Below are 24,037 nucleotides of genomic sequence, written 5' to 3' on the forward strand. Positions count from 1 at the left end.
CAGGATTTCACAGGCTAGGTAACACCACTTCCTCTTTCACCTTAAGTACCACCACCGAGGCATCGTCTTCCAATTGGCGGCCAGCACCAACAAAACGATCCAAGCGGGCAAACAACTGATCCAAAATTTCTTGGGCGCCCACCCCCAACTTGCAAATCGCCAACAGGGCCCTCATCAAACGTTCCTCATCAAAGCGATCACCGCCAATGCCACTGGCCTCCGTCACACCATCTGTGTAAAAAAGCAGCACATCGCCGGGCTCAAGCTGCACCTGCTCACAGCCGTAGTCGGCATCGGCTTGCAAACCAATCAACAAACCAGGGGCATCTAAACGCTCCACCGAATGGCCCTGACGGCGCCAAATCAAAGGCGGATTATGGGCAGCATTGCTAAAACGCAGCAATCTTGTGCGGGGATCATATTCAGAATAAAAAAGGGTTACGAAACGATTGGAATGGGCTAAATCTTCCTGGGCCAGTTGATTTAGGTCGTGGAGAATTTGATCTGGGGCTAAACCGGTTAACACCTCAGCTCGCAACATTCCCCGCAGCAAAGTCATTAATAAACCAGCAGGAATTCCCTTTCCCATCACATCACCCATCACTAAAGCCCAGCGCCCCTGCTCCCTTCTTTTGCCAGTTAGCTGCGGTTTTGTGGGGATAAAATCGTAATAATCACCTCCCACCTGGAATGCGGGCCGGCAGCGGGCAGCCAATTCAACCCCTTCAATAACAGGGCAGCGATCGGGTAAAAGTTGCGCTTGGATTTCTCCACCGATGCTCAGCTGTTGATCAACACGTTGGTGTTGCCGCATCTGCTCCAATAGCAATTCATTTTCAATTGCCACCGCAGTTTGATCAGCCACCAATTGCACATGGCGGCGACGAACCTCACTCCATGAGTATTGCGGATCACTGCTAAATACATACAAACGACCCCTTTGACGATTTTTTGCCACCACGGAAGTACCAAAAAGTTGCACATCACCCAATTGTCTGCGCACTAATTGATCAAGCCTGGAAGCCATCAATTCATCACCGGCTTCGCGATCCAAATCCTTGTCTTGCAGCCCCGCCAGCATCCGCAGTAGTTCAGCGCAGCGGCTGGAAGCGGAACCATGCAACTGTTCCCGCCACAGGGAACCATCGCTGCGCAAAGTGAGCAATATTGCCCCTTCAGCCTCCACTAGACGGCACGTGAGCAGCGGTACCAACTCCAAAAAACGGCTCAGGTTGGTAAAACTACGCAGGGCAAAACCAAGTGATGCCAATAGCTCTTGATTTCGCCTTTGCTCCCGGTTGAGGCTATCGATCAGCTGCCGCAAAGAAGCCGCAGGGGTAATCGCGCTAACTGATCGGTGGGTAGGCGGCTGAGCGCCCATGGGGCTGCCGCAGGGGGCCCTAAGTTAGCTAGTTACGGGCAAGTAAGGCTTCAACAAACTCAAAGCTATTGAAAGGCCTCAAATCTTTAATGCCTTCACCGGCCCCGATAAAACGAATCGGCAGGCCAGTTTCAGCTGCCACGGCAAGGGCAACACCACCGCGGGCACTGCCATCAAGTTTTGTGAGCACCACCCCTGTGAGCTGCGCAGCAGCGGCAAAGGCCATCGCCTGGCGCAAACCGTTTTGGCCTTGGCTGGCATCAAGCACCAGTAACGATTCAACCTTGGCTTCTGGTGCCAGGCGATCGATGATGCGCCGCACCTTTGCCAGTTCTTCCATCAAGTTGTGTTTGGTTTGCAATCTTCCTGCCGTGTCAACAAGCAGCAGTTCAATGTTTTTTGATCGCGCTGCACCGATGGCATCAAACACAACAGCGGCGGGATCAGCATTGGCGGAAGGGTTAGCGATCACAGTTACCCCACTGCGTTCTGCCCACACCTGCAATTGCTGCACCGCAGCAGCCCTGAAGGTGTCCCCTGCTGCCACCAGGCAGCTGTAACCGCTGCGCACAGCCAAATTGGCAAGTTTGCCCAAAGTTGTGGTTTTACCAACTCCATTCACACCAACTATCAACCAAATATTCAACTGATTTTTATCTGGTGCCAACAGGGGAAATACGCCTTTATTACTAAGCGGTTTTTCAAGTTGTTCACGCAATTCCTGCTTGAGCAAACCCAGGGCTTCTGTGGCATCAAGCACGCCTTCATTCATTCTTTTGCGCAGGCGATCAAGGGACTGATCGGTGCTTTCAACACCCACATCAGCGCGCAGCAACAGGCTTTCAATTTCCTCTAAAGACTTTTCTGATAGGGGGTCATCACCAAGATTTTCAAGCAGCTGTGTAACAAAACCCTGGCGGGTTTTTTCCATGCCGGCCCGCAACTTAGCCAGCCAATCAATCTCCTCGATAGATACTTGAGCCGCTGATCTTCCCTGGGCTGCAAGCACCTCTGCCGACCAGAGAAAATCGGCATCCAATTGGCCTAATTCAGGTTCTGCTGGCGGCGCTTCTTGGGCCAAACTTGCCAGCCGTTCCTCACGCTTAGCCGCTGCCTGCTCTAGCAGCGAAACAACAGGTTTTTGTTCTTCTAATTTTGGATCTTCTGTGGGTTTTGGTTCTTCAAAAATTTCAACTTCTTTAACAGCTTCTACTTTTTCAACAGTCTCTACTTCAGGTTGGCTGCCTTGCTGTTGGGCCTTGAGGCGGGCGTAGGCCTCCTTTGCCCAAGCCAAGGCATCTTCTGCAGCCTCCGCCTCTGGGGTGGGACGTTGGAACCAGTCAAATTCAGACATCGTTAGCTAGCCAATTCAGTGGAGGCAGTGATGTATCGCCGCAGCACCCCATTGATCTTGCGCCTACCGGCCTCATCGCTGTAGCGATTGGCTAATTCAACAGCCTCATTAATGGCCACAGCTGTTGGTGTTTGAAAAGCTTCAATTTCCACCACCGCCAACCTGAGGATGTCTTGATCGATGCGGGGCAAACGGGTTAGGCGCCAACCCTCCATTACCGCATCAATGCGGCTATCGAGGGATGGCTGAGCTGCAAATACGGCCTTGGAGCGCTCGAGAGCCCATAACCGGATGTCTTGTTGATCGGCAAGCAACAACAAGCGCGGAAATTCCAAACTGGCTGATAGCCGGTTCAAAACCTGCTCTGCAGATTCCAAACTCCGATTCAAATGTTGGCGCACCCTATCGTTTTCGCCTTCGCTTAATTCACTATCAAGCAAAGCCTGTTGGGCCTGCTGCAATTGATCTGCCGATTGATCTAGGGCCTCCCTCAGATGACTGTTAAGCGATGTGAGCGCTTGGGCTAAAAGTTGTTCACAACTACTGGGGGTTCGATCCGCTTTTTGACCAAGAATCAACAGGGCCAGTTCCCTGGCAATCGAACGGTTCTGCATCAACTTCAGGGCTTGGGGGGACCCGGCAGGGGGGAGGGCCGCAATTGGGCTAGCAGGCTAGAGAAACTGCGATTAACCGGGCTATCACGGTCATCAGGGCTAACGATGCCCGCCGAAATGATTGTTCTAAATGCATCTTCAACACTTAGATCAATGTCCCTCACGGCAGTTTCAGGTACCACCGTGTACCAACCGGTGGTGGGATTTGGTGCTGTTGGTATGAACACACTCAACATGGGCTGATTAAAACCAGCGGCCATCGATGCCCCCAAAACTCCTGTAACAAAGCCGAGGGAATACAAACCTTCGCGGGGATATTCCACCAACACCACCCTGCGAAAACGGGTGCTGTTATCACGCAGCACCGTTTCCAGAATCTGTTTAAGCGTTTTATAAACAGATCCCGCCAATGGAATCCGAGCCAGGGTGCCCTCGCCATAATCCAACAACCAACGGCCAACAATATTGCGGGCCATCAAACCGATTAAAAGAATGCCCAGTAGGGGCACCAATAAACCAGCCAGCAGATTGATCAGTTCCTGCAGGAAGGGATTAAGGGTATTGAAAGGGTTGAATTGTTTCGGCACCGAGGTGAGGAAACTCACCACAAAACGGGTCACCAAAGTGGATAACCAAATCGTGGTTGCTAGGGGAATCACCACCAGCAAACCCGCGATCAGGTCGTTCTTGAGGTCTTGTTGCAACCGCACATTTACGGGCGGTTCTGGTCTGGGGCGGGTCTGCACCAAGGGAGTTGAGCAGCAAGTCGCTAATGCAACTTAGCCACAGGGGCGCCCCTTAGAGGATTGCAGCCATTGCAACCGCCGCTGTAGCCAAAGCCAACAGCAATGCCACACCAGTGCCGCTGAAACGCCTTTGGCCAAGGGTTAACGATCTAGCCCGCTCCGCTTGCTGCACCTGTTGTTTCAGCTGACCCAAGCGGCCATCAATAAACCGTTTTGCCTGGCCACTGGCCAGCTCATCACTCAGGTTTGGATCCAATTGACCCGCCTGGCGCAGCTGACCCACCAGGGCTTCAATCAATTGAGGGTTGTTGCTTTCCGCCTGGGCTCGCTCCAACTCCATTTGTTTTTGACTCACCGCCTGATCAGCCTGTTTCTGCAGGATTGCGTTGCCACTGATCGTTACTGGCACTGCCACCAAAAGCGATAGGGCCAAGGCGATGCCCACCCCAAACACCGTCCAGCGCAGGGGGCTGCGCAGCTGCTGCGGTTGATCCAGGCGCGAACCCACCAACATCAAGAGCAAACCCACCAAAGCCATGGGGGAACCCTTGATCAGGGTGTCTACCACCAATTGACTGAAAGCCTCTTCGCCCCAGGCATTGGCACTAAGCACCGCCAGCAGTTCTAAAGCGAGCACCAGCACCAGCACACCGCCGATCCAGCGCAACAAACCAGATAAACGGGAAGGGGAAAGCTCAGGCACGGCACAATAAAGATGCGGCGCAACTGTAGGAGTGCCGGTGAATCTTGCCGACCAGTTGAAACAACAGGCCCTTGCCCAGGGATTTGCCGTAGCTGGGGTGGCGTCCACATCAGCTGGGGGGCGGATGCCACTGCGCACCGCTGCGCTTGAGCGCTGGCTCGCCGCCGGTTACCAGGCGGATATGGCCTGGATGAACAATCCCAAACGTCTTGCGGTGCAGCAACTACTGCCGGGGGTGCGCAGCCTTTTGGCGGTGGGCCTCAACTACTACGTGGATCAACAACAGGGGGTTGGTGTGGCCCGCATCGCCCGCTATGGCTGGGGTAGGGACTATCACCGGCTGATCGAGCAACGCTTAAAACGCTTGGGCCGCTGGTTGGAGCTGCAGCAACCCGATAGCCGTTGGCGCGTTTGTGTTGATACGGCACCGCTACTTGATAAAGCTTGGGCTGAAGAGGCAGGTATCGGTTGGATTGGTAAAAACGGCAATTTGATCAGCCAAAGCCATGGTTCCTGGTTGCTGCTGGGCCATCTGCTCACCACTTGCGAATTAACACCAGATGCCCCAGCGATCCCCCTCTGCGGCAGCTGCAACGACTGTTTGCCGGCCTGCCCCACTGGCGCCATAGCGGAACCATTTGTGGTGGATAGCCGCCGTTGCATTGCTTTTCACAGCATTGAAAACCGGGATGACACATTGCCATTACCGCTCCATGGCTGGGTTGCCGGTTGTGATTTGTGCCAGGAGGTTTGCCCATGGAATAAACACCATGCCAAAGCAAGCACTGATCCAGAACTACAACCACGCAACTGGATCCTGCAAAGCAAACCGCAGGAACTAAAAGAATGGGATGACAATCAGTGGGATGAAGCGCTGCGGAGCTCGGCCCTAAGGCGAATCAAACCGCAAATGTGGCGCCGCAACCTAGGCTGCCTCTGAGATTCGCTGATCACCATGGGTCGCAGGCTGCTGGCTTTAATGGCGGCCGCTGCATGTTTGCTAGCGGCTCCCGCCCAGGCGCTTGTGCCCTATGTGTTTGTGCCAAGCGCTAAGGAACTAGGCAAAGCCGGTTTGGGTATTGCTGGTGCCGCTGCCGGGCTTCTGCAGATGGGCCAGGTGGAGGAGGGTCGCAAATTGGCCCGCCTTGCCGTGCAGGTTCTACCAAACGACCCCAGGGCCTGGCTAGTGCTTGCCGAAGCGGAACTGCGCAGCAGCCGTAAGGGCGAAAAAAACAACAGGGCCTATGAAGCCCTGGCACGGGCAAAGCAGTTAGATCCCAATAATCCTGGTGTTTGGTTTGCAGAGGGCTCCTTAAACCTGCGTAACAACAAACCGGAGGAAGCCCAAAAGCTATTGCGGGAGGGCCTGCGTTTGGATCCAAACAATCCAGGTGCCTACTTCGATTTAGGCAATGCCCAAATCCAGCTAAAGGAATTAAATCCAGCCTTGGCCTCGTTTGAAAAAGCAGCCGGGCTGCGCAAGGGATTTTGGGAAGCGGTTAACAACCAAGCGATCGTGTTGTTTGAACAGGGACGCACCGCAGAAGCCGTGGGCCGCTGGCGTAAGGCCCTAGAGATCAGCTCCGATGCAGCTGAACCCAGCCTTGCCTTAGCTGCTGCCCTTTATTCAGAGGGGAAAACCTCCACAGACACCATCACCTTGGCCACACAGGCGCTTGTGAAGGAACCGGATTATGTGCTGGATGCATATCAAAAAGATCAGCTTTGGGGCGCCAAATTGCGGCAGGCCACCCAGGTGCTGTTCCGCGATGAAAGGTTGCGGGGTTCTGTGGATAGGGCCATGGGGATGGCCGGTTTTAAGGACGAGTGAATTCGCTATCTGTAGGCTGAGCCCCTTCCCTTCGCATTAGCCCATTCCGCATGGCGGACGAGCGCATCGTTCCGATTGCCCTGCATCAAGAGATGCAGCGTTCGTATCTCGAATACGCGATGAGCGTGATCGTGGGCAGGGCCCTGCCGGATGTGCGCGATGGGCTTAAACCCGTACAACGGCGGATTTTATTTGCCATGTATGAGCTGGGGCTAACCCCAGATCGGCCCTATCGCAAATGCGCAAGGGTGGTGGGTGATGTGCTCGGTAAATACCACCCCCATGGCGATCAAGCCGTTTACGACGCCCTAGTGCGGCTGGTACAAACCTTTGCCAGCCGCCACCCACTGCTGGATGGTCACGGCAATTTCGGTTCGGTAGACGACGATCCAGCGGCGGCGATGCGCTACACGGAAACCCGTTTATCGCCGCTTTCCCATGGGGGAATGCTGGATGAAATCGGCAGCGACACCGTTGATTTTGCCAACAATTTCGATGGTTCCCAGCAGGAACCAACGGTTTTACCCGCCCAATTGCCTTTCCTGCTGCTCAATGGCTGCAGTGGCATTGCCGTGGGAATGGCCACGAGCATTCCGCCCCACAATCTTGGCGAAGTGGTAGATGGCCTTATTGCTTTGCTGCGCAACCCGGAGCTAAGCGATCAAAAATTACTCGAATTAATTCCCGGGCCTGATTTCCCAACGGGCGGTGTGGTGCTAACCGGTTCCGGGGTGCGGGACACCTACCTGCAGGGCCGCGGCAGCATTCCAATGCGTGGGGTGGCCCACATTGAGGAAACACAACCGGGAAAAGGCCGCCATAAACGGGGGGCGGTTGTGATAACTGAACTGCCCTATCAATTAAGCAAAGCCGGATGGATTGAAAAACTGGCGGAACAAGTAAATGAAGGCAAGATCACCGGCATCGCCGATATCCGCGATGAGAGTGATCGGGAAGGTATGCGGGTGGTGGTGGAACTAAGGCGGGATGCAAATGCTGAACAGGTTATGGCTGAATTACATAAACGCACGGCCTTACAAAGTAATTTTGGTGCCATCATGTTGGCCCTAGTGCATGGCAAACCGCAACAGCTCAGTTTGCGGCAGTTATTAGAGCAATTTTTAGAATATCGCGAACTAACAATGGTGCGGCGCACCCGCTATGCCCTTAAGCGTTGCGAAGATCGTTTAGAGGTGGTTGAAGGTTTAATCAAGGCACTTAATGTTTTGCGCGAAGTGATTGAAATGATTCAATCAGCGCGAGATAGCGCCAGTGCAAAAGCTAGTTTACAGGTGCAACTTGATTTAACTGAAAGGCAAGCGGAAGCCGTATTGGCAATGCCCTTAAGGCGTTTAACAGGGCTTGAACAGGAGAGCTTACGCAAAGAGCTTGAGGAGTTGCGCCAGGAGCAAAAAGAATTGCGCCACCTGCTAGATGATCGGCCTACATTATTAGATACTTTGGTTAAAGAGTTAAAGCAACTTCGCAAACAATTTGCAACGCCAAGGCGCACGCGTTTACAGGAAGGCGGCGACGACCTGGTGGCGCAAAGGGCAGCAGCCCAAAGGCCAAATGCGGAAGCGCAAAGATTGCATGCCCTGGCTGCCATCAGTAGCGACAACCGCCTGCTACTACAAAGTGACGGCCTGTTGCGGATCGCCAGCCCCCAAAGCCTTGGCAAATTGCACCTGAGTGAACCGCTGCCTTTTGGGGACCATGGCGCCCATGGCCAATTGATCATGGCTGTTCAGCCTGCTCCCACCTTGCTGGCCTTCACCAGCGGCGGCCGCGTGGCGGCATTGCGTTGGGAATTTGCAGCACAACAACCGGGGCCGATTGAAAAATTCCTACCAGAAAGTGTTGATGGTCAAGGGGAGAAAGTAGTTGAGGTTTTAGTATTACCCCCAGAAGATATCAACTTCTCCATTGGTTTGTTAAGTAGTGATGGCCGCTTTAAAAGAATTGCAGCTGAAGAATTCAGGGAACTATCTGGGCGGGCAACAACAGTTCTAAAATTAAAAGATGGTGTGGTGTTAGAACGGGCTGTTATATGTAAAGAAACTGATAATTTAATTGTTGCCAGTAGCACAGGTCGCAGTTTGCGGCTTCCCATAGATGAAAACAATGTTCCCTTGATGGGTCGCACTGCCCAAGGACCCACATTGATGAGGTTGCTGCCGGGCGAAACGATTGTTGGCGCTGCCGTTACTGCTGCCGATGCAGAGGTTTTATTAATTAGTGCGCTGGGGCAATTAAAAAAATTAGCAGTTTCAAATCTGCGCCTTTGTCAAAGGGGGGATCTAGGCGAAATAGCCCTAAGATTTAGCAACCGTAATGATCAATTAGTAGATCTAAGGGCCTGTGATGTGGAGTTGGTTGCCGTTGAAACACAAACGGGCAGTATCAGGTTGCAAACCGATGGCCTATTAGCAGAAGATAGCCGTGGCACCGGTTTAAACCTAGAACTACCAAAAACTGAAAAAGTTACTAGGCTATTGCCTCTAAATAATCAATTATGAGCAAACAGGACCCGAGGGGATAAATCCCTCAGCACCCCCTGCATTAACTAAACTCCACTCTTGCCCCAACTGATTAAATTGTCTTCTTATTAATTGCAACGGTGTTCCATTGGGCAAAGTTGTTATTACTGGAAAGCGTTGATTTGGCCCAACCCTAAGCGAAACCTGAAAATCAGCATTGCAAACGTTTGCAGGGCTGCCTAAAAGGCTGGGCAGCCAGATGCTGTGGGGATAGAAAAACAGCAAAACCAAAGCCAGCCAAAGTTAATTTAATTGCTTTTACTGGAGAAAAATTAATACTTGTTTTCGTTTGGTCCTCCCCTTACAGGTCATTTTTGGTTAACCCACCGATTGTACTGGAACTGGTGCTTCCAGCATTAGTTTGCGCTCACGCAGCTCTTCTTCAACCGCAATCGGATAATTACCATCAAAACAAGCGGTGCAAAAATTCTGCGCCTGTTCTTGGGCGCATTGCAGCATTCCTTCTTTACTTAAATAGGCCAACGAATCAACACCAAGATGTTTTGTTATTTCTTCTATTTCTAAGCGAGCAGCAATAAGCTGGTCTTGTGAATCAGTATCAATTCCATAAAAACAGGGATGGGTTACTGGTGGGGAACTAATCCGCATATGCACTTCCCTTGCCCCCGCTTCCCTGAATGCTTGAACTAATTTACGGCTTGTGGTACCGCGAACAATAGAATCATCAACTACAACAATACGCTGGCCTTCTATAACATCTTGCAAAGGATTTAGCTTAACGCGAATTCCAGCCTCTCGCATTGCTTGTGTGGGTTGAATAAAAGTTCTACCAACATATCTATTCTTGATCAAACCGTCGCCAAAAGGAATGCCACTACTCTGAGAAAAGCCAATCGCAGCAGGAATTCCTGAATCCGGCACACCGATAACTAAATCTGCTTCCACCGGTGATTCCTGGGCTAAACGCTGGCCGATGCGTTTGCGGTAGCTGTATAAAGATTCTCCAAAAAATCTACTATCTGGCCGCGCAAAATAAATCAATTCAAATACACATAATTTTGGTGTTTCTTCACACCATCTACTCCGAAATGGATGTGCTTCGCCGAGCCTAAATCGCACTAATTCTCCCGGTGCAACATCATCATTAAAACGGGCACCAACAATATCTAAACCACAGGTTTCACTACTAATTACCCAGGCGCCAGCGCCAGGTTCCCCCAGGTGGCCAAACACCAATGGCCGCAGGCCATGGCCATCCCGCAGGGCGTAGAGAGCATCCGGGGTGCTGATTGCAAGGCTGAAGGCACCTTTGCATTTCAAAGCTGCTGCTTTTATCGCCTCATCCCAGGCCAAACCAGCATTTACGGCCTGCTGCAAAGCAAAGGCGATTAATTCGGTATCACTGCTGCTTTTAATACTCAAACCATCGGCTGCTAATTGATCCCGTAATTGCACCGTATTAACTAAATTACCGTTGTGGGCCAAGGCAAATGGCCCAAGCCGGGTCATAAAAACCAAGGGTTGGGCATTGCAAACCCTTGAACTGCCGGTGGTGGAATAACGGGTGTGACCCACCGCCCGATCACCAACCATCAACTCGAGCACATTTTGATCAAATACCTGGCTCACAAGACCCATGTCTTTATGGAGCCGCACCTTGTCGCCATCAAATACAGCGATACCTGCCGACTCCTGGCCCCGATGTTGCAGGGCATAAAGGCCAAAATAACAAAGGCTTGCCACCTGTTCACCGGGGGCCAACACGGCGAATACGCCGCAGGCTTCCTCCATCCGATCCGGTTTTTCGGCCAAGGGATTGGTCTTCACGGATGCTTAACCAGTGTGCCCGAGCAAGCGCCGCGGCAGGGCTTCTTGATAGGCCTTGCTTAGGCAATTCAGCTCTAATTCAAAAATTTCCTCTTGGCCTATATGCAGTTGCAGCAGCTCGTTTGCCTGCACCAAACCAATTTGCTGGTAAGGAAATCCACGGGCCTGGCTCAGGGCAATAAAAGCAGCCAATTCAGCAGCAGGAACAGTTACCAACACCCTTGCTCCCCCTTCCCCAAATAAAAGACGCTGTAACGGCAGTTCAGAACTGGCCAGCTTTAATTGGGCGCCACACCCAGCAGCCATCGCCATTTCAGCAACTGCCACCAGGAAACCACCATCGGAAAGGTCGTGGGCGGCACTAACCAAGCCAGCGGCGATCGCCGCCCTCAACATCTCTTGTAACTGCATTTCAAGGCCTAAATCAGGCCGCGGTGGCCTGCCCGTGCAAAGGCCATGAACCACCTGCAGGTAACTGCTGCCGCCTAAACCAATGCGATCATCCGTAGCTTCGCTGTTGAGGGCTAAACCAAGCAACAGCAAATGGTCACCATCAGCAGCTAGCTGCGGTTTTGGCCATGCCAAACCCACCAAACGATCCAAGCGTTCCACTAAACCAACCATGCCCACCACTGGGGTTGGTTGGATTGGCTGCACCGTGCCATCGGGCAGACGGGTGTTGTTGTAGAGGGAAACGTTGCCGCCCGTAACCGGCGTATCAAGGATGCGACAGGCCTCGGCAATCCCCCTGCAGGCCATGGCCAATTGCCAATAGCCCGTTGGGGTTTCCGGTGAGGGGAAATTGAGATTATCGGTAACTGCAATCGGTTCTGCGCCAACGCAACTGAGATTGCGGGCCGCTTCCGCCACCGCTGCCATCCCACCCCTTTCCGGGTCTAGGGCCACCCAGCGATTCGGACAATCCAATGTGGCTGCCACTCCCCTTTCACTGGCCTTAGCTCCCTCCTGGTAACGCAAGCGCAACACCGCTGCATCAGCGCCGCCAGGGGGCACCACTGTGTTTGCTTGAACTTGATGGTCGTATTGCCGCCACACCCATTTCTTGCTGGCAATGGTTGGATCATCAAGCAATTGCAGCAACACTCGCCCCACCTGATCTGCGGCAAGGGCACTAAGGCTGCTTTCCTGCCACTGCCAATGGGCCTGGATATCAGCTGGCGGTTCGCTGATTAAATCCCGCTTGTTTATTGGGGTGTCTTCTGCCAAGGCGCGGGATGGCACCTCAGCTGCCACTTCACCGTGTTGCAACACCCTCACCACCTCTTCCTGCAGCACCTTGCCCACCACTGCCGCCTGTAATCCCCAACGGCGAAACAGCTCCATTAGCTCTTCCTCCTTGCCCGCTTGCACCACAAACAACATCCGTTCCTGGGATTCAGACAGGAGGAAGTCGTAGGCGGTCATGCCCGTTTCACGGGCTGGCACCAAATCAAGGTTCAACTCAATTCCTAAATTGCCCTTGGCTGCCATCTCGGCGCAGCTGCAGGTGAGTCCAGCTGCACCCATGTCTTGGGCGGCAACCACCACTCCACTTTTAAAAGCCTCGAGGCAAGCTTCGATTAAACCTTTTTCTAAAAATGGATCGCCCACCTGCACAGCAGGGCGATCATCAATAGAGGCTTCACTCAATTCAGCACTGGCAAAACTGGCGCCACCCATGCCATCACGGCCGGTGGTGCTACCCACATAAACCACAGGATTACCAACGCCACTGGCCCCAGATCGCATGATTTCAGTGGTTTCCATTAACCCCAAAGCCATGGCATTAACGAGGGGATTACCGGAATAACTGGGATCAAATGCCACTTCACCACCAACTGTTGGCACGCCCACGCAATTGCCGTAATGGGCAATACCTGCCACCACACCCTCCATCAGCCCGGCATTACGTGGGTCTTCAAGGGGGCCAAAGCGCAGGGCATTAAGCAGGGCTAGGGGCCTTGCGCCCATGGTGAAGATGTCCCGCAGGATGCCGCCAACACCTGTGGCCGCACCCTGGAATGGTTCAACGGCAGAGGGATGGTTGTGGCTTTCGATTTTGAAAGCCAGGCGAAAACCTTCACCCAAATCAACAACACCGGCATTTTCGCCAGGCCCCACCAAAATCCTTGGCCCCTCCGTGGGGAACTGCCGCAGCAAGGGCCTGGAATTGCGATAACAACAATGCTCCGACCACATCACCCCAAACATGCCGAGTTCAGCCCGGTTTGGTTCACGGCCTAAACGCCGGACAATTTCAGTGAAATCATCTTGGCTTAAACCCTCCTGCTTCAACTGGGCTGCAAGGGTTTGATCCATAGCTGAATCATTCATATCCAGGGATCCTCATCCGTTTCAGGTTTCTTGGGGCGCCGGGGCTCATCATCCGCATAATCGCGCAGCCGATCACCCCACGAGCGCAGGCGATCTTCAAAACCATCAAATGAATCTGGCACTTGATCCCTAAATTGCCTTGTGCGCCGCAGCATCTGCTGGCGGATGCTGGCTTTTTCTAGGGGCAGATCATCCAACTCCTCCAATGCGGTGATTACATGCCCCGATTGTTGATCTAATAAACGTTCGGGATCCAATCGCCAGCGGCTTGTGCCAGGTAAACGGGGATCACTGCGAGCTACCAAGTAATGCAAAATCCTGCCGCTGCGCAGTTCAACAACGGCATCAACTAAACGGCCTAAACAGGTTTGTTGTTTACCTAATAATTCGGCATCTAAAAGGGTGGGCAACAAAGCCAAGGTTTCTTGATCAGTGCTGGCAGCTTCCCCCCGCACGATCACTTCAGCTTCTGCCATGGCTACCAGTTGATTTAAACGCCACACATTGCGCCTTGGGCCAAAGGCAGAGGGCCTGGTGCTCCAGCCCAAAAGCCGATGGCAAGGCGGATGCATCCATGCCATAAAACCGATGCCTAAATCTGCGCCGGCTTCGTTGCGCACCCGAGCGCGAAGCAAACTGGAAATAGAAATATTTGCGAGGGCTGCCACTTCAGCTGCGAATCTGCACAGGCATTACCAAATAAGTGAAGGCCTGTTCCTCGGCATCACCATGCAAAATCGCTGGGCTAGTGGAGGTATTGAGTTTCAAACACACCTCTTGGGCTGCCATTGATTTCAAACCCTCCAACACATAGCGAACATTGAAAGCAAGCTCAATCGCTTCGCCTTCCATGCGAATTGGTAAAGCTTCTGAGCCACTACCCACATCTTGGGCATCAGCGCTCAATAGCAATTCAGCAGTGCTGGGATCAGCGCTGAATTTCACCACATTGTTGTGCTGATCAGCAAGCACAGCAATCCTTTCAAGGGCAGCTAATAAAGGTTTGCGTTCAATGGTCAAACTGCGCTCAAAACTTTCCGGTATCAATTGACCATAATTTGGATATGTGCCATCCAAGCTACGGCTGGTGAGCACCTGATCAGCCCAAAGAAAAACCACCTGGCCGCGATCACAAAACAAGCTGATCGATTCTTCGCTAGGGCGAGCCGATAACAAACGCTCCAACTCCCTTAATGATCGAGCTGGCACGGTAACGGCAAAGGGTTCAGCGCCTTGTTCACCGCCGGCTTGATTGCGCCTAACGGCTAAACGATGGCCATCGGTAGCGGCAAATTCCAAGCCACCTTCCTCCACCTTGAGGTGGATGCCGGTGAGGATTTGTTTTGCTTCATCACTGCTGCTGGCAAACAAGGTGCTGCGTAAACCCTCCACCAGGGCAGCGCCGCTTAGGAGGATCGGCCGACCATTTTGAGCAAGGGGTAGATCCGGAAAATCTTCGGCGGTCATGCCGCGCATTTGATAACTGCCGGATAGGGCAGTGAGTTCAACCTGTTCTTCGCCATCAGGGCAAGAAAGGGTGATGGGCCCATCGGGGGGCAGGCGGCTAACGATATCGGTGAGCAACTTGGCGGGCAGGGTAATGGCACCACTGCCTTCAACCACTGCAGCAAAACTGGTTTGGATGCCCAGGCTCAGATCAAAACCGGTGAGGCTGATGCGTCCTGCGGCGGCATCAGCTGTAACCAGCACATTTGCCAACACTGGATGGGTGGGGCGGCCGGCGATGGCACGGCTCACCAATTGCAGGCTGCTGTTGAGCTCTGTTTGGCTGCAAACCAACTTCATCCTTGGATGGTCGATTGAATTGCCCCCAAGCTTCCACACCCTTGGCCAAACCGCAACGCGGGTAATCCCTCTTCTATTAAAAGGATCAATGATCTAAGAAAGAAAAAATAACTAGTAGTAGTAGGGGCTGGGGAAAGCTTGGAAAAATTCTAAAACCATTGGCTGAACAAGCATTAACTGAATTTTGTGTTGGGGAATCAAATGACCTTAATGGGGATAGAACAATGCTTTTCCACCCTTTCCCATACCTGTGTAAAACCGGCTTGGTGGTTGCTTGATTTTTATCCCCAGGTTTTCCCCAGGAATTAAAACCCCGTTCCCCAGCCACTTTTTGGGTTGGTTGTTGCTTAACTATTTAAAAACCGAGCACCTTGGCAACGGTTTCCGTATTTGGATCCAGGTCGCCATGGAAGGTGGCTTCGCTGTGGTCGATGGCGGTGCTGGGGTCTTTAAGGCCATTACCAGTGAGAACACACACCACCCTTGCCCCCGATGGCACCTCTTCTGAACGTTGCAGCAGCCCTGCAACGGAAGCGGCACTGGCCGGTTCACAAAACACCCCTTCCTCCCGGCCTAAAAAGCGATAGGCATCAAGGATGGAGGCGTCGCTAACGGCAGCAAAACCGCCACCGCTTTCCTCCCTAACCTTGAGCGCTTTTTCCCTGTTGGCGGGGTTGCCAATCCGAATCGCCGTGGCGATGGTGTCTGGTTGTTCAACGGTGGTGCCATGCACCAAGGGGGCTGAACCGGCCGCTTGGAAGCCCATCATCCGCGGCAGGGTGCGGCATCTGCCAGCTTTTTTATATTCCTGGAAGCCCATCCAATAGGCGCTGATGTTGCCTGCATTTCCCATGGGAATACAGAGCCAATCGGGGGCATCACCGAGCACATCAACCACCTCAAAAGCAGCTGTTTTTTGGCCTTGGAGCCGGTAGGGATTTAAGGAATTAACAAGCGTTACCGGGTACTTATCAGCCACCTCCCTCACGATCGTGAGGGCCCGATCGAAATTGCCGCGCACCGCAAGCACCTCTGCTCCATAGAGCAGTGCTTGGGCTAATTTTCCCTGGGCCACATAGCCGTCTGGAATCAACACAAAGGCGCGCATGCCGCCGCGGCGGGCATAGGCGGCAGCTGCGGCTGAGGTATTGCCGGTGCTGGCGCAGATCACAGCGGTGGCACCAGCTTCTTTGGCTTTGCTCACCGCCATGGTCATGCCACGGTCTTTAAAGCTGCCTGTGGGGTTTAGGCCATCCACCTTGAGGTGCACTTCGATGCCCCTGCCAAGACGAGCCGAAAGGGCAGGAGCTGGCACCAGGGGGGTGGCCCCCTCACAGAGGCTGATCACCGGGGTGCGATCGCTAACCGGTAGCCAGCGGTTATAGGCGTGGATTAGCCCCTGCCAGTTCTGTGTGGTGGGCCTTTGAAATAGGCCTCGAACGGAACTGGTAAAGGGCACGGAAAGGCTGAAAAGAGCAATTTACCTGGCCTAAGCAAACAGCTGCTGATTGAGCTTGTTTATTTCAAGCCATCTAGGGGTGCATCAGAGAAAAAGCGCACTAGTTCACTGATGGAGGAAGCTTTTTTTAATAGGCCTAGTAGTTGAGGAATGTCTACGGCCATCTCTTCAGCTGGATATGCCCTTAGGAAACTAATGGGGCTGAGTTTGCCGTTGTTTTCAGCAACGCCTAGCACTAGGGCTGAACGCAGGGCTGGAATACCCACTTGCGGTGCCCGAAGGGGATGAACAACAGCGGTTGCCCTAGTGAGGATCGCTTCACCGATGCGGGTATAAAGCAGGCGGCTGGTGAGCACAACGGGAAGGGGCAGCTCGGTTTTGAGCATCCCTTGCACAGTTTTTGGATTTTGCTTTGAAAATTTGAGCAGATCAGCCAGTAAGCCCACGGGAACCCCTGTTTTCACGAAGGATTCCAGATCCGAAACAAAAATCGTGCGGCGAAAGGCACCGCTCACGAAAACTATGTTTTCAGTGGCCAGCACCGGTGGAATGTGAAGCACGGCAGCTGGAAAAATCATTTCGGCTGGAATCTAGGCCGCTGCGTTGATTTGAACCTGAAGGCTTGGGTCGGTTAACACATCTCTCACAAGGCGCACCACACTTCTTTCGGCCAAACCCTTGGCCAGATCAACACCCATCTGGCGCAGGCTGGGTTCATTCAGCAGGCGCGGTAAGCGCTTGGTGAGCAGTTGCGGTTCAAATCCAGGCAGTTTGCTGAGGATTGCCACCAATTCCCGAATTGGGCCAAGGCTTAAGAGCAGCTTGCTGTTGGAGCTGCTTGCGCTCTGCAGCCCAGGGGGCCGCAAGCGTGCTGGTAAGCGGCGACCAACGCTTTGCAGTAGCCGCCAGCCGGCACCATCAAGTTGATCAACGGCCGCATTCACCAGTTGTTGACGCAATAAGCCAGCTTTAGCTGAAAACAGAAAATCAAGGGTTTGATCTAGAAGGTTATCAAGATCTAATTGTTGTTGTTTCGCAGCACTAAGTATTAAATTTTCAAGGCGCGACCATTTAAATACCTCTCCATCAAATAACATTTCCTTTAGGGATTGCCTCAAATCTGGATCAGCATCTTCCAGGAGGCGACGGGCAAAATATGGATAGGCAGCACCAAGAATTTTGAAATCACGGTCTACGCTTAATGCAATTCCCTCAAGGGTTATGAGCGAGCGAATTATCAAGGCGTAGTAGGGGGGAACTTGAAATGGGAATTTATACATAACACCCGATAGATCGTCGGTTACTGCCTTGAAATCCATGCGGCTAACTCCCTTTTCAAGCGCTTCGCTGAACACCTGCTCAAATGCTGGCACAATCGGGGCGAGATTAACTTCTTTTGCTAAAAAACCAAGGCTCACGAAATCCTTTGATAGAGCATCAAAGTTCTTGTTTACTAGATGCACAACCGCTCTAATTAAACCGGTGCGGGATTCACGGCTAACTTCACTCATCATGCCGAAATCTAGGTATGCCAAACGGCCATCAGCTAGGGCTAGCAGGTTGCCTGGATGGGGATCAGCATGGAAAAAGCCGTGTTCGAGTAGCTGTTGCAGACTGCAATTAACACCTATTTCCACCAACTCTTCCGGATCTACCCCCATGGCGTGCACCGCTTCCAAACGGGTTAATTTGATCCCCTCCATCCATTCCATTGTGAGCACCCTTCTGCTGGTGAGTTCCCGGTAGATGGCCGGCACTGCAATGCGCTTGTTATGGGCGTGAAGCCGCGCAAAATTTTCGGCATTAGTTGCTTCATTAAAATAGTCCATCTCTTCAAATACGCGCTTTCCTAATTCATCAATAAGTGCAACTAAATCACTGCGAATTAAACCAATATTTGATTTTAACCAGCCGGCAATATTACGCACAATATAAAGATCTAGGGTGATTTGCTCTCGCAGGCCCGGCCGCTGCACTTTCACAGCTACCGCCCTGCCATCTTTAAGGGTGCCTCGATAAACCTGCCCCAGGGAGGCAGCGGAGATTGGTTCCGGCTCAAGGCTGCCAAATAACTGATCAACTGGTGCACCAAGATCTTCTTCAATACAAGCCCTGGCTAAATCGCTTGGAAAGGCAGGTAATTGATCCTGCAGCCGCGCTAATTCCTCAAGCAAAAGGGGTGGAACGATATCCGGCCGGGTGGAAAGTGCTTGGCCGGCTTTGATAAATGCTGGGCCTAAATCAGCCAATAAATTGGAAGCTTGCTTGGCTCTTTGGCGGGCGATCGCCGTATTTTTTAATCGACCCGTGAATTTATCGCTTAAAACACCAAGCAAAAGTAGGGCGATTGGCACCAAGGTTTGCCATAGGCGGCGTAGCAACCTCTGCGGATGACCGGCGTAAATCCTGGTGATCGTGGCTGGGTCGTAGCTATTAAGCCCTGCCACCTCAAGAAAATCGCTCAGTTCCTTTGAATTGGTAGTTGCCACAGGCTTGGCGAGGAGCTTTATTTGTGATGTGATTCTGTCGGGCCGTTGGCACAGCTGTGCCATGGCTCTATTCGCTCACGGGAGGGTGGGGTGCTAACTGCTCTGCGCCTCGAGAACATCGCTTTAATTGAGGCGCTTGAACTGAGCTTCTGCTCTGGTTTTACGGTGCTCACCGGTGAAACTGGCGCTGGTAAATCAATCCTTTTGGATGCCTTAGATGCGGTTGCGGGGGGCGGCCAAGCTTCGCGCCTGTTGCGCACGGGCACAACTCGAGGCTCAATCGAGGCCGCTTTTGCCTTAACCCCTGCGATTAATCAATGGTGCCAAGAGCATGATTTCAACCTTGAAGGGGAGGATGAATTGCTGTTGAGCCGTGAATTGCGCCAACAGGAGGGCAAGTTGATAAGCAGGAGCAGGCTGAATGGATTAGCGCTTAGCAAAAATCTTTTGGCCGAATTGCGGCCATTGCTGCTCGATTTAACAGGCCAAGGGATCACCCAACATCTGGGGCGGCCGGGTCAGCAGCGCCGCTGGCTCGATCGTTGTGGCGGGCCGCCATTGCAGGCCTGCATCAGCCCCGTACGCCAGGCCCAAAGGGCCTGGAAGCAGGCATTTCAAGCATTGGAGCAAGCCAGGGAGGCGATAGATCGCGATCAACAACAGCGTTTGCTGCAGGAACAGTTGCTGCAGGAATTGGAGGCAGCCCAGTTGGATGACCCACTCGAGCGGCTGCAGCTCGAGCAGGAGCAAGACCGGCTTTGCAATGGCGTGAGGCTGCAACAGGGTTGCGCCGAATTGCAGGCCCGATTACTGGAGGGTGCTGAGGGTTCGCCTGCGGTGTTGGAGCACCTAGCTGCTTGCGATCAAGAGCTCCAAACGATGCTCAGCCTCGATGGCAGCCTGCAGGCTTTTCAACAGCGTTGGCTTGAGGCCCATGCCAATTTCCAAGATCTGCTCCAGGAGCTTGATAGTTATGCGGCTGCTTTAGAGGCAGAACCGCAGCGATTAGCCGAGTTGCAGGATCGCATTTCCCAGTTGAAGGGTTTGGAGCGGCGCCATGGCCTCAGCTTGGCTGAATTGATTGAAAGGCGTGATCGTTTGCGGCAGCAATTAATGGCCGCTGGCAGCGCAGCGGTTTTGGCAGCCCTTGAGCAGGAGGAGCTGGCTTGCCGCCAAAGGCGCAACCAGGCCTGTGCTGCCCTCAGCAAAGAGCGTCAGCGGGCAGCAAAGCAGTTGGAGCAGCAGTTGATGCAGGCCCTAAGGCCGATGGCTCTAGCAGCGGTGCGCTTTGCCATTGCCTTGGAACCCTGCCCTGCGGGGGAGGAGGGGGCTGAAAGTGTGCAATTTCAATTTTCTGCTAACCCCGGCGAACCGTTGGCGCCGTTGCAGGAGGTGGCATCTGGGGGCGAGATGAGCCGTTTCCTATTGGCTTTAAAAACCTGCCTAGCGGAGGGGGATGGCGGAGTAACGCTGGTATTTGATGAAATCGATAGTGGCGTTAGCGGCAAGGTGAGCCTGGCAATGGCTGAATTGCTCAAGCGTTTAGCGGTGCACCGCCAGGTTTTTTGTGTAACCCACCAGGCGGTGGTGGCTGCTGCTGCCAATCAACATCTATTGGTGCGTAAACAGGTGGAAAACGGTGTTACCCGCACCATTGTGCTGCCTTTGTTGGATCCCCAGGAAAGGGAAAAAGAGTTGGCAGAACTGGCCGGTGGTGATAGCGGCGAGGCCAGACGCTTTGCCGCCAGTCTTTTGCAGCAAAGGTCTGCCATTGCCTAGAATTAGCGATCCCTGATCCTCCCCAATGGCTCGCGCCAAGGCCATTTCAGGCGAGGTAATCCGAGTGCGGGGCGCCCGCCAGCACAACCTCAAAAACGTAGATCTCACCCTGCCCCGCAATCGCCTGGTGGTGTTTACAGGTGTGAGCGGCAGCGGCAAAAGTTCATTGGCCTTCGACACAATTTTTGCTGAAGGGCAAAGGCGATATGTGGAGAGCCTTTCCACCTATGCCCGCCAATTTTTGGGCCAGGTAGATAAGCCTGATGTGGATGCAATTGAAGGCTTATCACCGGCGATTTCGATTGATCAAAAATCAACTAGCCATAACCCTCGATCAACCGTTGGCACGGTTACTGAGATACAAGATTATTTGCGCTTGTTATTTGGCAGGGCCGGTGAACCCCATTGCCCCCAATGCGATCGATCGATTCAACCCCAATCGATTGATGAAATGGTGGATCAGATATTGCTATTGCCGGAGGGTTGCCGTTATCAGTTGTTGGCGCCGGTGGTGCGGGGTAAGAAGGGCACCCACACCAAATTGTTGAGTGGTTTGGTGGCAGAAGGTTTTGCCAGAGTTCGCATCAATGGAGAGGTGCGCGAATTATCAGATAATATTGAATTAGATAAGAACCATGCCCATAACATTGAGGTGGTTGTTGATCGGCTTGTGGCCCGTGAAGGGGTGCAGGAACGCTTAACGGATTCCCTGCGAACAGCCTTGAAAAGAGGCGATGGCCTCGCCTTAGTTGAGGTGGTGCCCAAAAAAGGTGAGCCCCTACCGGAAGGGGTGGAACAGGAAAGGCTTTATTCCGAAAATTACGCCTGCCCAGTTCATGGGGCGGTGATGGAGGAATTATCACCGCGCTTATTTTCATTCAATAGCCCCTATGGCGCCTGCCCGGATTGCCATGGCATTGGCTTTTTGCGTAAGTTCACTGAACAACGGGTGGTGCCAGATCCAAGCCAGCCTGTGTATTCAGCAATTGCCCCCTGGAGTGAAAAGGACAGTAGTTATTATTTTTCTTTGCTTTATAGCGTTGGTTTAGCTTATAAATTTGAGTTAAAAACCGCTTGGAAAGAGCTCAGCCGCACCCAACAGGAAGCACTGCTCTTTGGCACCCTTGAGCCGATCATGATTGAAGCCGATAGTAGATATAGTAAAACAAAAGGTTATGAGCGTAAATTTGAAGGGATTTTAACATTATTAGAGCGTCAACTAAGCGATGCTGGTGGTGAATCAGCCCGCCAGAAGTTAGAAAAGTTTCAAGAATTGGTGCCCTGCAAAAGCTGCGCAGGCAAAAGGCTTAGGGCGGAGGCTTTGGCGGTGCGGATTGGTCCCTATGGGATCACAGATCTAACGGCGGTGAGCGTTGGTGAGTGTTTAAGGCGAATCGAAGCATTGATGGGTGTTGATAGCACTGGTGAAGCATTGATGAGCAGTAGGCAAATACAAATTGCAGATTTGGTATTACGGGAAATTCGCATGCGATTGCGCTTCTTAATTGATGTGGGTTTGGATTACTTAAGCCTTGATCGCCCCGCCATGACCCTATCGGGTGGAGAGGCGCAACGCATTCGTTTAGCAACTCAGATCGGTGCTGGTTTAACTGGTGTTTTATATGTGCTTGATGAACCCAGCATCGGCTTACATCAAAGGGATAATGATCGTTTATTGGCTACATTAATTAAATTACGTGACCTGGGTAATACTTTAATTGTAGTTGAGCACGACGAAGATACGATGCGTGCAGCTGATCACATTGTTGATATTGGCCCGGGGGCTGGTGTGCATGGCGGCCGAATTGTTGCGGAAGGTGGCATGGAGGAATTGATGGCAGCTGAGGATTCAGTTACGGGCGCGTATTTAAGTGGCAGGCTTTCAATACCAACACCATCTGAAAGACGCAGCAGTAACACACGCCGCATAACTTTGCATGATTGCCATCGCAATAATTTAAATCATTTAGATGTTGAGATACCCCTAGGCCGATTAGTTGCCGTAACCGGTGTTAGCGGTAGTGGTAAGAGCACCTTAGTTAATGAACTGCTGCATCCTGCCCTTGAACATCAATTAGGCATGAAGGTGCCATTTCCCAATGGCTTAGCTGAGATGCGTGGCATCAGCGCTATCGATAAGGTAATTGTGATTGATCAATCACCAATTGGCCGCACGCCAAGGTCTAACCCGGCCACCTACACAGGTGCATTTGATCCAATTAGGCAGGTATTTGCTGCAACGGTGGAAGCCAAAGCGCGTGGCTATCAAGTTGGTCAATTCAGTTTTAATGTTAAAGGTGGCCGTTGTGAATCCTGTGGCGGCCAAGGCGTAAATGTGATTGAGATGAATTTCTTACCCGATGTTTATGTGCAATGTGATGTGTGTAAAGGCGCAAGATATAACCGTGAAACGCTGCAGGTTAAATATCGCGGCCACACGATTGCAGATGTGTTAGAGATGACGGTTGAACAGGCAGCTGATGTATTTTCTGCCATACCCCAGGCCGCCGATCGCTTGCGCACTTTGGTTGATGTGGGCCTTGGTTATGTGAAGCTCGGCCAACCGGCACCAACCCTTTCCGGCGGAGAAGCCCAACGGGTGAAATTAGCCACTGAATTATCAAAACGAGCCACGGGTAAAACCCTTTATTTAATTGATGAACCCACCACCGGTTTAAGTTTTTATGATGTTCACAAACTAATGGAAGTAATGCAAAGATTGGTGGATAAAGGTAATTCTATTCTTGTTATTGAACACAACCTTGATGTGATTCGTTGCGCCGACTGGATTATTGATCTTGGGCCTGAGGGCGGCGATAAGGGCGGTGAAATTTTGGTTTGCGGTACCCCAGAAGAGGTAGCTGAACATCCCACCAGCCACACGGGGCGCTACCTCAAGCAGGTGTTGATTCAGCATCCAGCGTTGCCAGTTTCCGCCTAGCTCCGCTAAATTAGTGATTGTTAATTTATAGGTTTAAAGATGTCTTTTCTTCGCAATTCCTTGCTGGCACTATCGTCTCCCTTGATTTTGTTGCAGGTTGCCCCCGTTTTTGCTGAGCCGCTAGTTATTAATAGTAAGTTCACTCCTTCAAGTTCAACAATAACGAAAACTGAAGTTGTTAATGCACAAAATGCATGGTGCAACGCATTGGTTGATATCAGTAAAACAAATGACACTAAAGGCAAAGCTGCCGCCACAACTCTTGCTAAGCA

General features: G+C 52.4%; 18 protein-coding genes and 1 pseudogene. 6 read left to right on the plus strand and 13 right to left on the minus strand.

Going from position 1 to position 24,037, the window contains the following annotated elements; translation table 11 throughout:
- Positions 1-7 precede the first annotated feature (7 nt).
- From C7K08_RS02515 to C7K08_RS02535, 5 genes are read right to left on the minus strand one after another with little or no spacing between them, the layout of a single operon-like run.
- A complete protein-coding gene (locus tag C7K08_RS02515; protein WP_106499070.1) occupies positions 8-1,381 on the minus strand; it encodes a PP2C family protein-serine/threonine phosphatase in 1,374 nt (457 codons plus the stop codon).
- Positions 1,382-1,409: 28 nt separating this feature from the next.
- A complete protein-coding gene (gene ftsY, locus C7K08_RS02520; protein WP_106499071.1) occupies positions 1,410-2,735 on the minus strand; it encodes a signal recognition particle-docking protein FtsY in 1,326 nt (441 codons plus the stop codon).
- Between the two features lie 2 nt (positions 2,736-2,737).
- Positions 2,738-3,349: a transcription antitermination factor NusB gene (gene nusB, locus C7K08_RS02525; RefSeq protein ID WP_106499072.1), complete on the minus strand. Its 612-nt coding sequence runs from the start codon at positions 3,347-3,349 to the stop codon at positions 2,738-2,740.
- A gap of 5 nt (positions 3,350-3,354) precedes the next feature.
- Positions 3,355-4,098 carry a DUF502 domain-containing protein gene (locus C7K08_RS02530; protein ID WP_106499073.1) on the minus strand — a complete coding sequence of 248 codons (744 nt, stop codon included), beginning with the start codon at positions 4,096-4,098 and terminating at the stop codon, positions 3,355-3,357.
- A gap of 49 nt (positions 4,099-4,147) precedes the next feature.
- A complete protein-coding gene (locus C7K08_RS02535; protein WP_106499074.1) occupies positions 4,148-4,798 on the minus strand; it encodes an HpsJ family protein in 651 nt (216 codons plus the stop codon).
- A gap of 37 nt (positions 4,799-4,835) precedes the next feature.
- Here C7K08_RS02535 and queG point away from each other — a divergent pair, with 37 nt between their 5' ends.
- From queG to C7K08_RS02550, 3 genes are read left to right on the plus strand one after another with little or no spacing between them, the layout of a single operon-like run.
- On the plus strand, positions 4,836-5,738 hold the full coding sequence (gene queG / locus C7K08_RS02540; RefSeq protein ID WP_241536976.1) for a tRNA epoxyqueuosine(34) reductase QueG: 903 nt from the start codon (positions 4,836-4,838) through the stop codon (positions 5,736-5,738).
- Positions 5,739-5,753: 15 nt separating this feature from the next.
- Positions 5,754-6,629, plus strand: coding sequence for a tetratricopeptide repeat protein (locus C7K08_RS02545; protein WP_106499076.1), 876 nt, complete (start codon positions 5,754-5,756; stop codon positions 6,627-6,629).
- Positions 6,630-6,679: 50 nt separating this feature from the next.
- On the plus strand, positions 6,680-9,148 hold the full coding sequence (locus C7K08_RS02550) for a DNA gyrase/topoisomerase IV subunit A (protein ID WP_106499077.1): 2,469 nt from the start codon (positions 6,680-6,682) through the stop codon (positions 9,146-9,148).
- Here the strand turns inward: C7K08_RS02550 and C7K08_RS16765 are convergent.
- From C7K08_RS16765 to C7K08_RS02595, 8 genes are all read right to left on the minus strand, one after another.
- Entirely contained in the window at positions 9,143-9,400 is a 258-nt protein-coding gene (locus C7K08_RS16765; protein WP_161955799.1) for an SH3 domain-containing protein, read from the minus strand. The two genes, C7K08_RS02550 and C7K08_RS16765, sit on opposite strands and share 6 nt — an antisense overlap.
- An 87-nt stretch (positions 9,401-9,487) precedes the next feature.
- Positions 9,488-10,921 carry an amidophosphoribosyltransferase gene (gene purF, locus C7K08_RS02560; RefSeq protein WP_106499102.1) on the minus strand — a complete coding sequence of 478 codons (1,434 nt, stop codon included), beginning with the start codon at positions 10,919-10,921 and terminating at the stop codon, positions 9,488-9,490.
- Between the two features lie 42 nt (positions 10,922-10,963).
- Positions 10,964-13,291, minus strand: coding sequence for a phosphoribosylformylglycinamidine synthase subunit PurL (gene purL / locus C7K08_RS02565; RefSeq protein WP_106499079.1), 2,328 nt, complete (start codon positions 13,289-13,291; stop codon positions 10,964-10,966).
- Positions 13,288-13,959, minus strand: a complete 672-nt coding sequence (locus C7K08_RS02570) for an RNA methyltransferase (protein ID WP_106499080.1) — start codon at positions 13,957-13,959, stop codon at positions 13,288-13,290. The genes purL and C7K08_RS02570 overlap by 4 nt, the downstream gene beginning before the upstream one ends.
- A gap of 1 nt (position 13,960) precedes the next feature.
- Complete coding sequence (gene dnaN / locus C7K08_RS02575) at positions 13,961-15,097, minus strand: DNA polymerase III subunit beta (RefSeq protein WP_106499081.1); 1,137 nt, start codon at positions 15,095-15,097, stop codon at positions 13,961-13,963.
- Positions 15,098-15,452: 355 nt separating this feature from the next.
- Entirely contained in the window at positions 15,453-16,556 is a 1,104-nt protein-coding gene (thrC, locus tag C7K08_RS02585; RefSeq protein ID WP_106499083.1) for a threonine synthase, read from the minus strand.
- 59 nt (positions 16,557-16,615) lie between these two features.
- Positions 16,616-17,116, minus strand: coding sequence for an alpha/beta hydrolase (locus C7K08_RS02590; RefSeq protein WP_241536977.1), 501 nt, complete (start codon positions 17,114-17,116; stop codon positions 16,616-16,618).
- A 30-nt stretch (positions 17,117-17,146) separates the two neighbouring features.
- On the minus strand, positions 17,147-19,108 hold the full coding sequence (locus C7K08_RS02595) for an ABC1 kinase family protein (protein WP_106499085.1): 1,962 nt from the start codon (positions 19,106-19,108) through the stop codon (positions 17,147-17,149).
- Here C7K08_RS02595 and recN point away from each other — a divergent pair.
- The 3 genes and pseudogenes from recN to C7K08_RS16125 all read left to right on the plus strand — a co-directional run.
- Positions 19,091-20,824 (plus strand): DNA repair protein RecN, encoded by a 1,734-nt coding sequence (recN, locus tag C7K08_RS02600; protein ID WP_341272126.1) that lies wholly within the window; start codon positions 19,091-19,093, stop codon positions 20,822-20,824. The two genes, C7K08_RS02595 and recN, sit on opposite strands and share 18 nt — an antisense overlap.
- Positions 20,825-20,849: 25 nt before the next feature.
- Positions 20,850-23,765 (plus strand): excinuclease ABC subunit UvrA, encoded by a 2,916-nt coding sequence (gene uvrA / locus C7K08_RS02605; RefSeq protein WP_106499087.1) that lies wholly within the window; start codon positions 20,850-20,852, stop codon positions 23,763-23,765.
- Positions 23,766-23,804: 39 nt separating this feature from the next.
- A pseudogene (locus C7K08_RS16125) lies at positions 23,805-24,037 on the plus strand (hypothetical protein); the annotation flags it as partial.

The sequence above is a fragment of the Synechococcus lacustris str. Tous genome (assembly GCF_003011125.1).
Lineage (GTDB): Bacteria > Cyanobacteriota > Cyanobacteriia > PCC-6307 > Cyanobiaceae > Synechococcus_D > Synechococcus_D lacustris.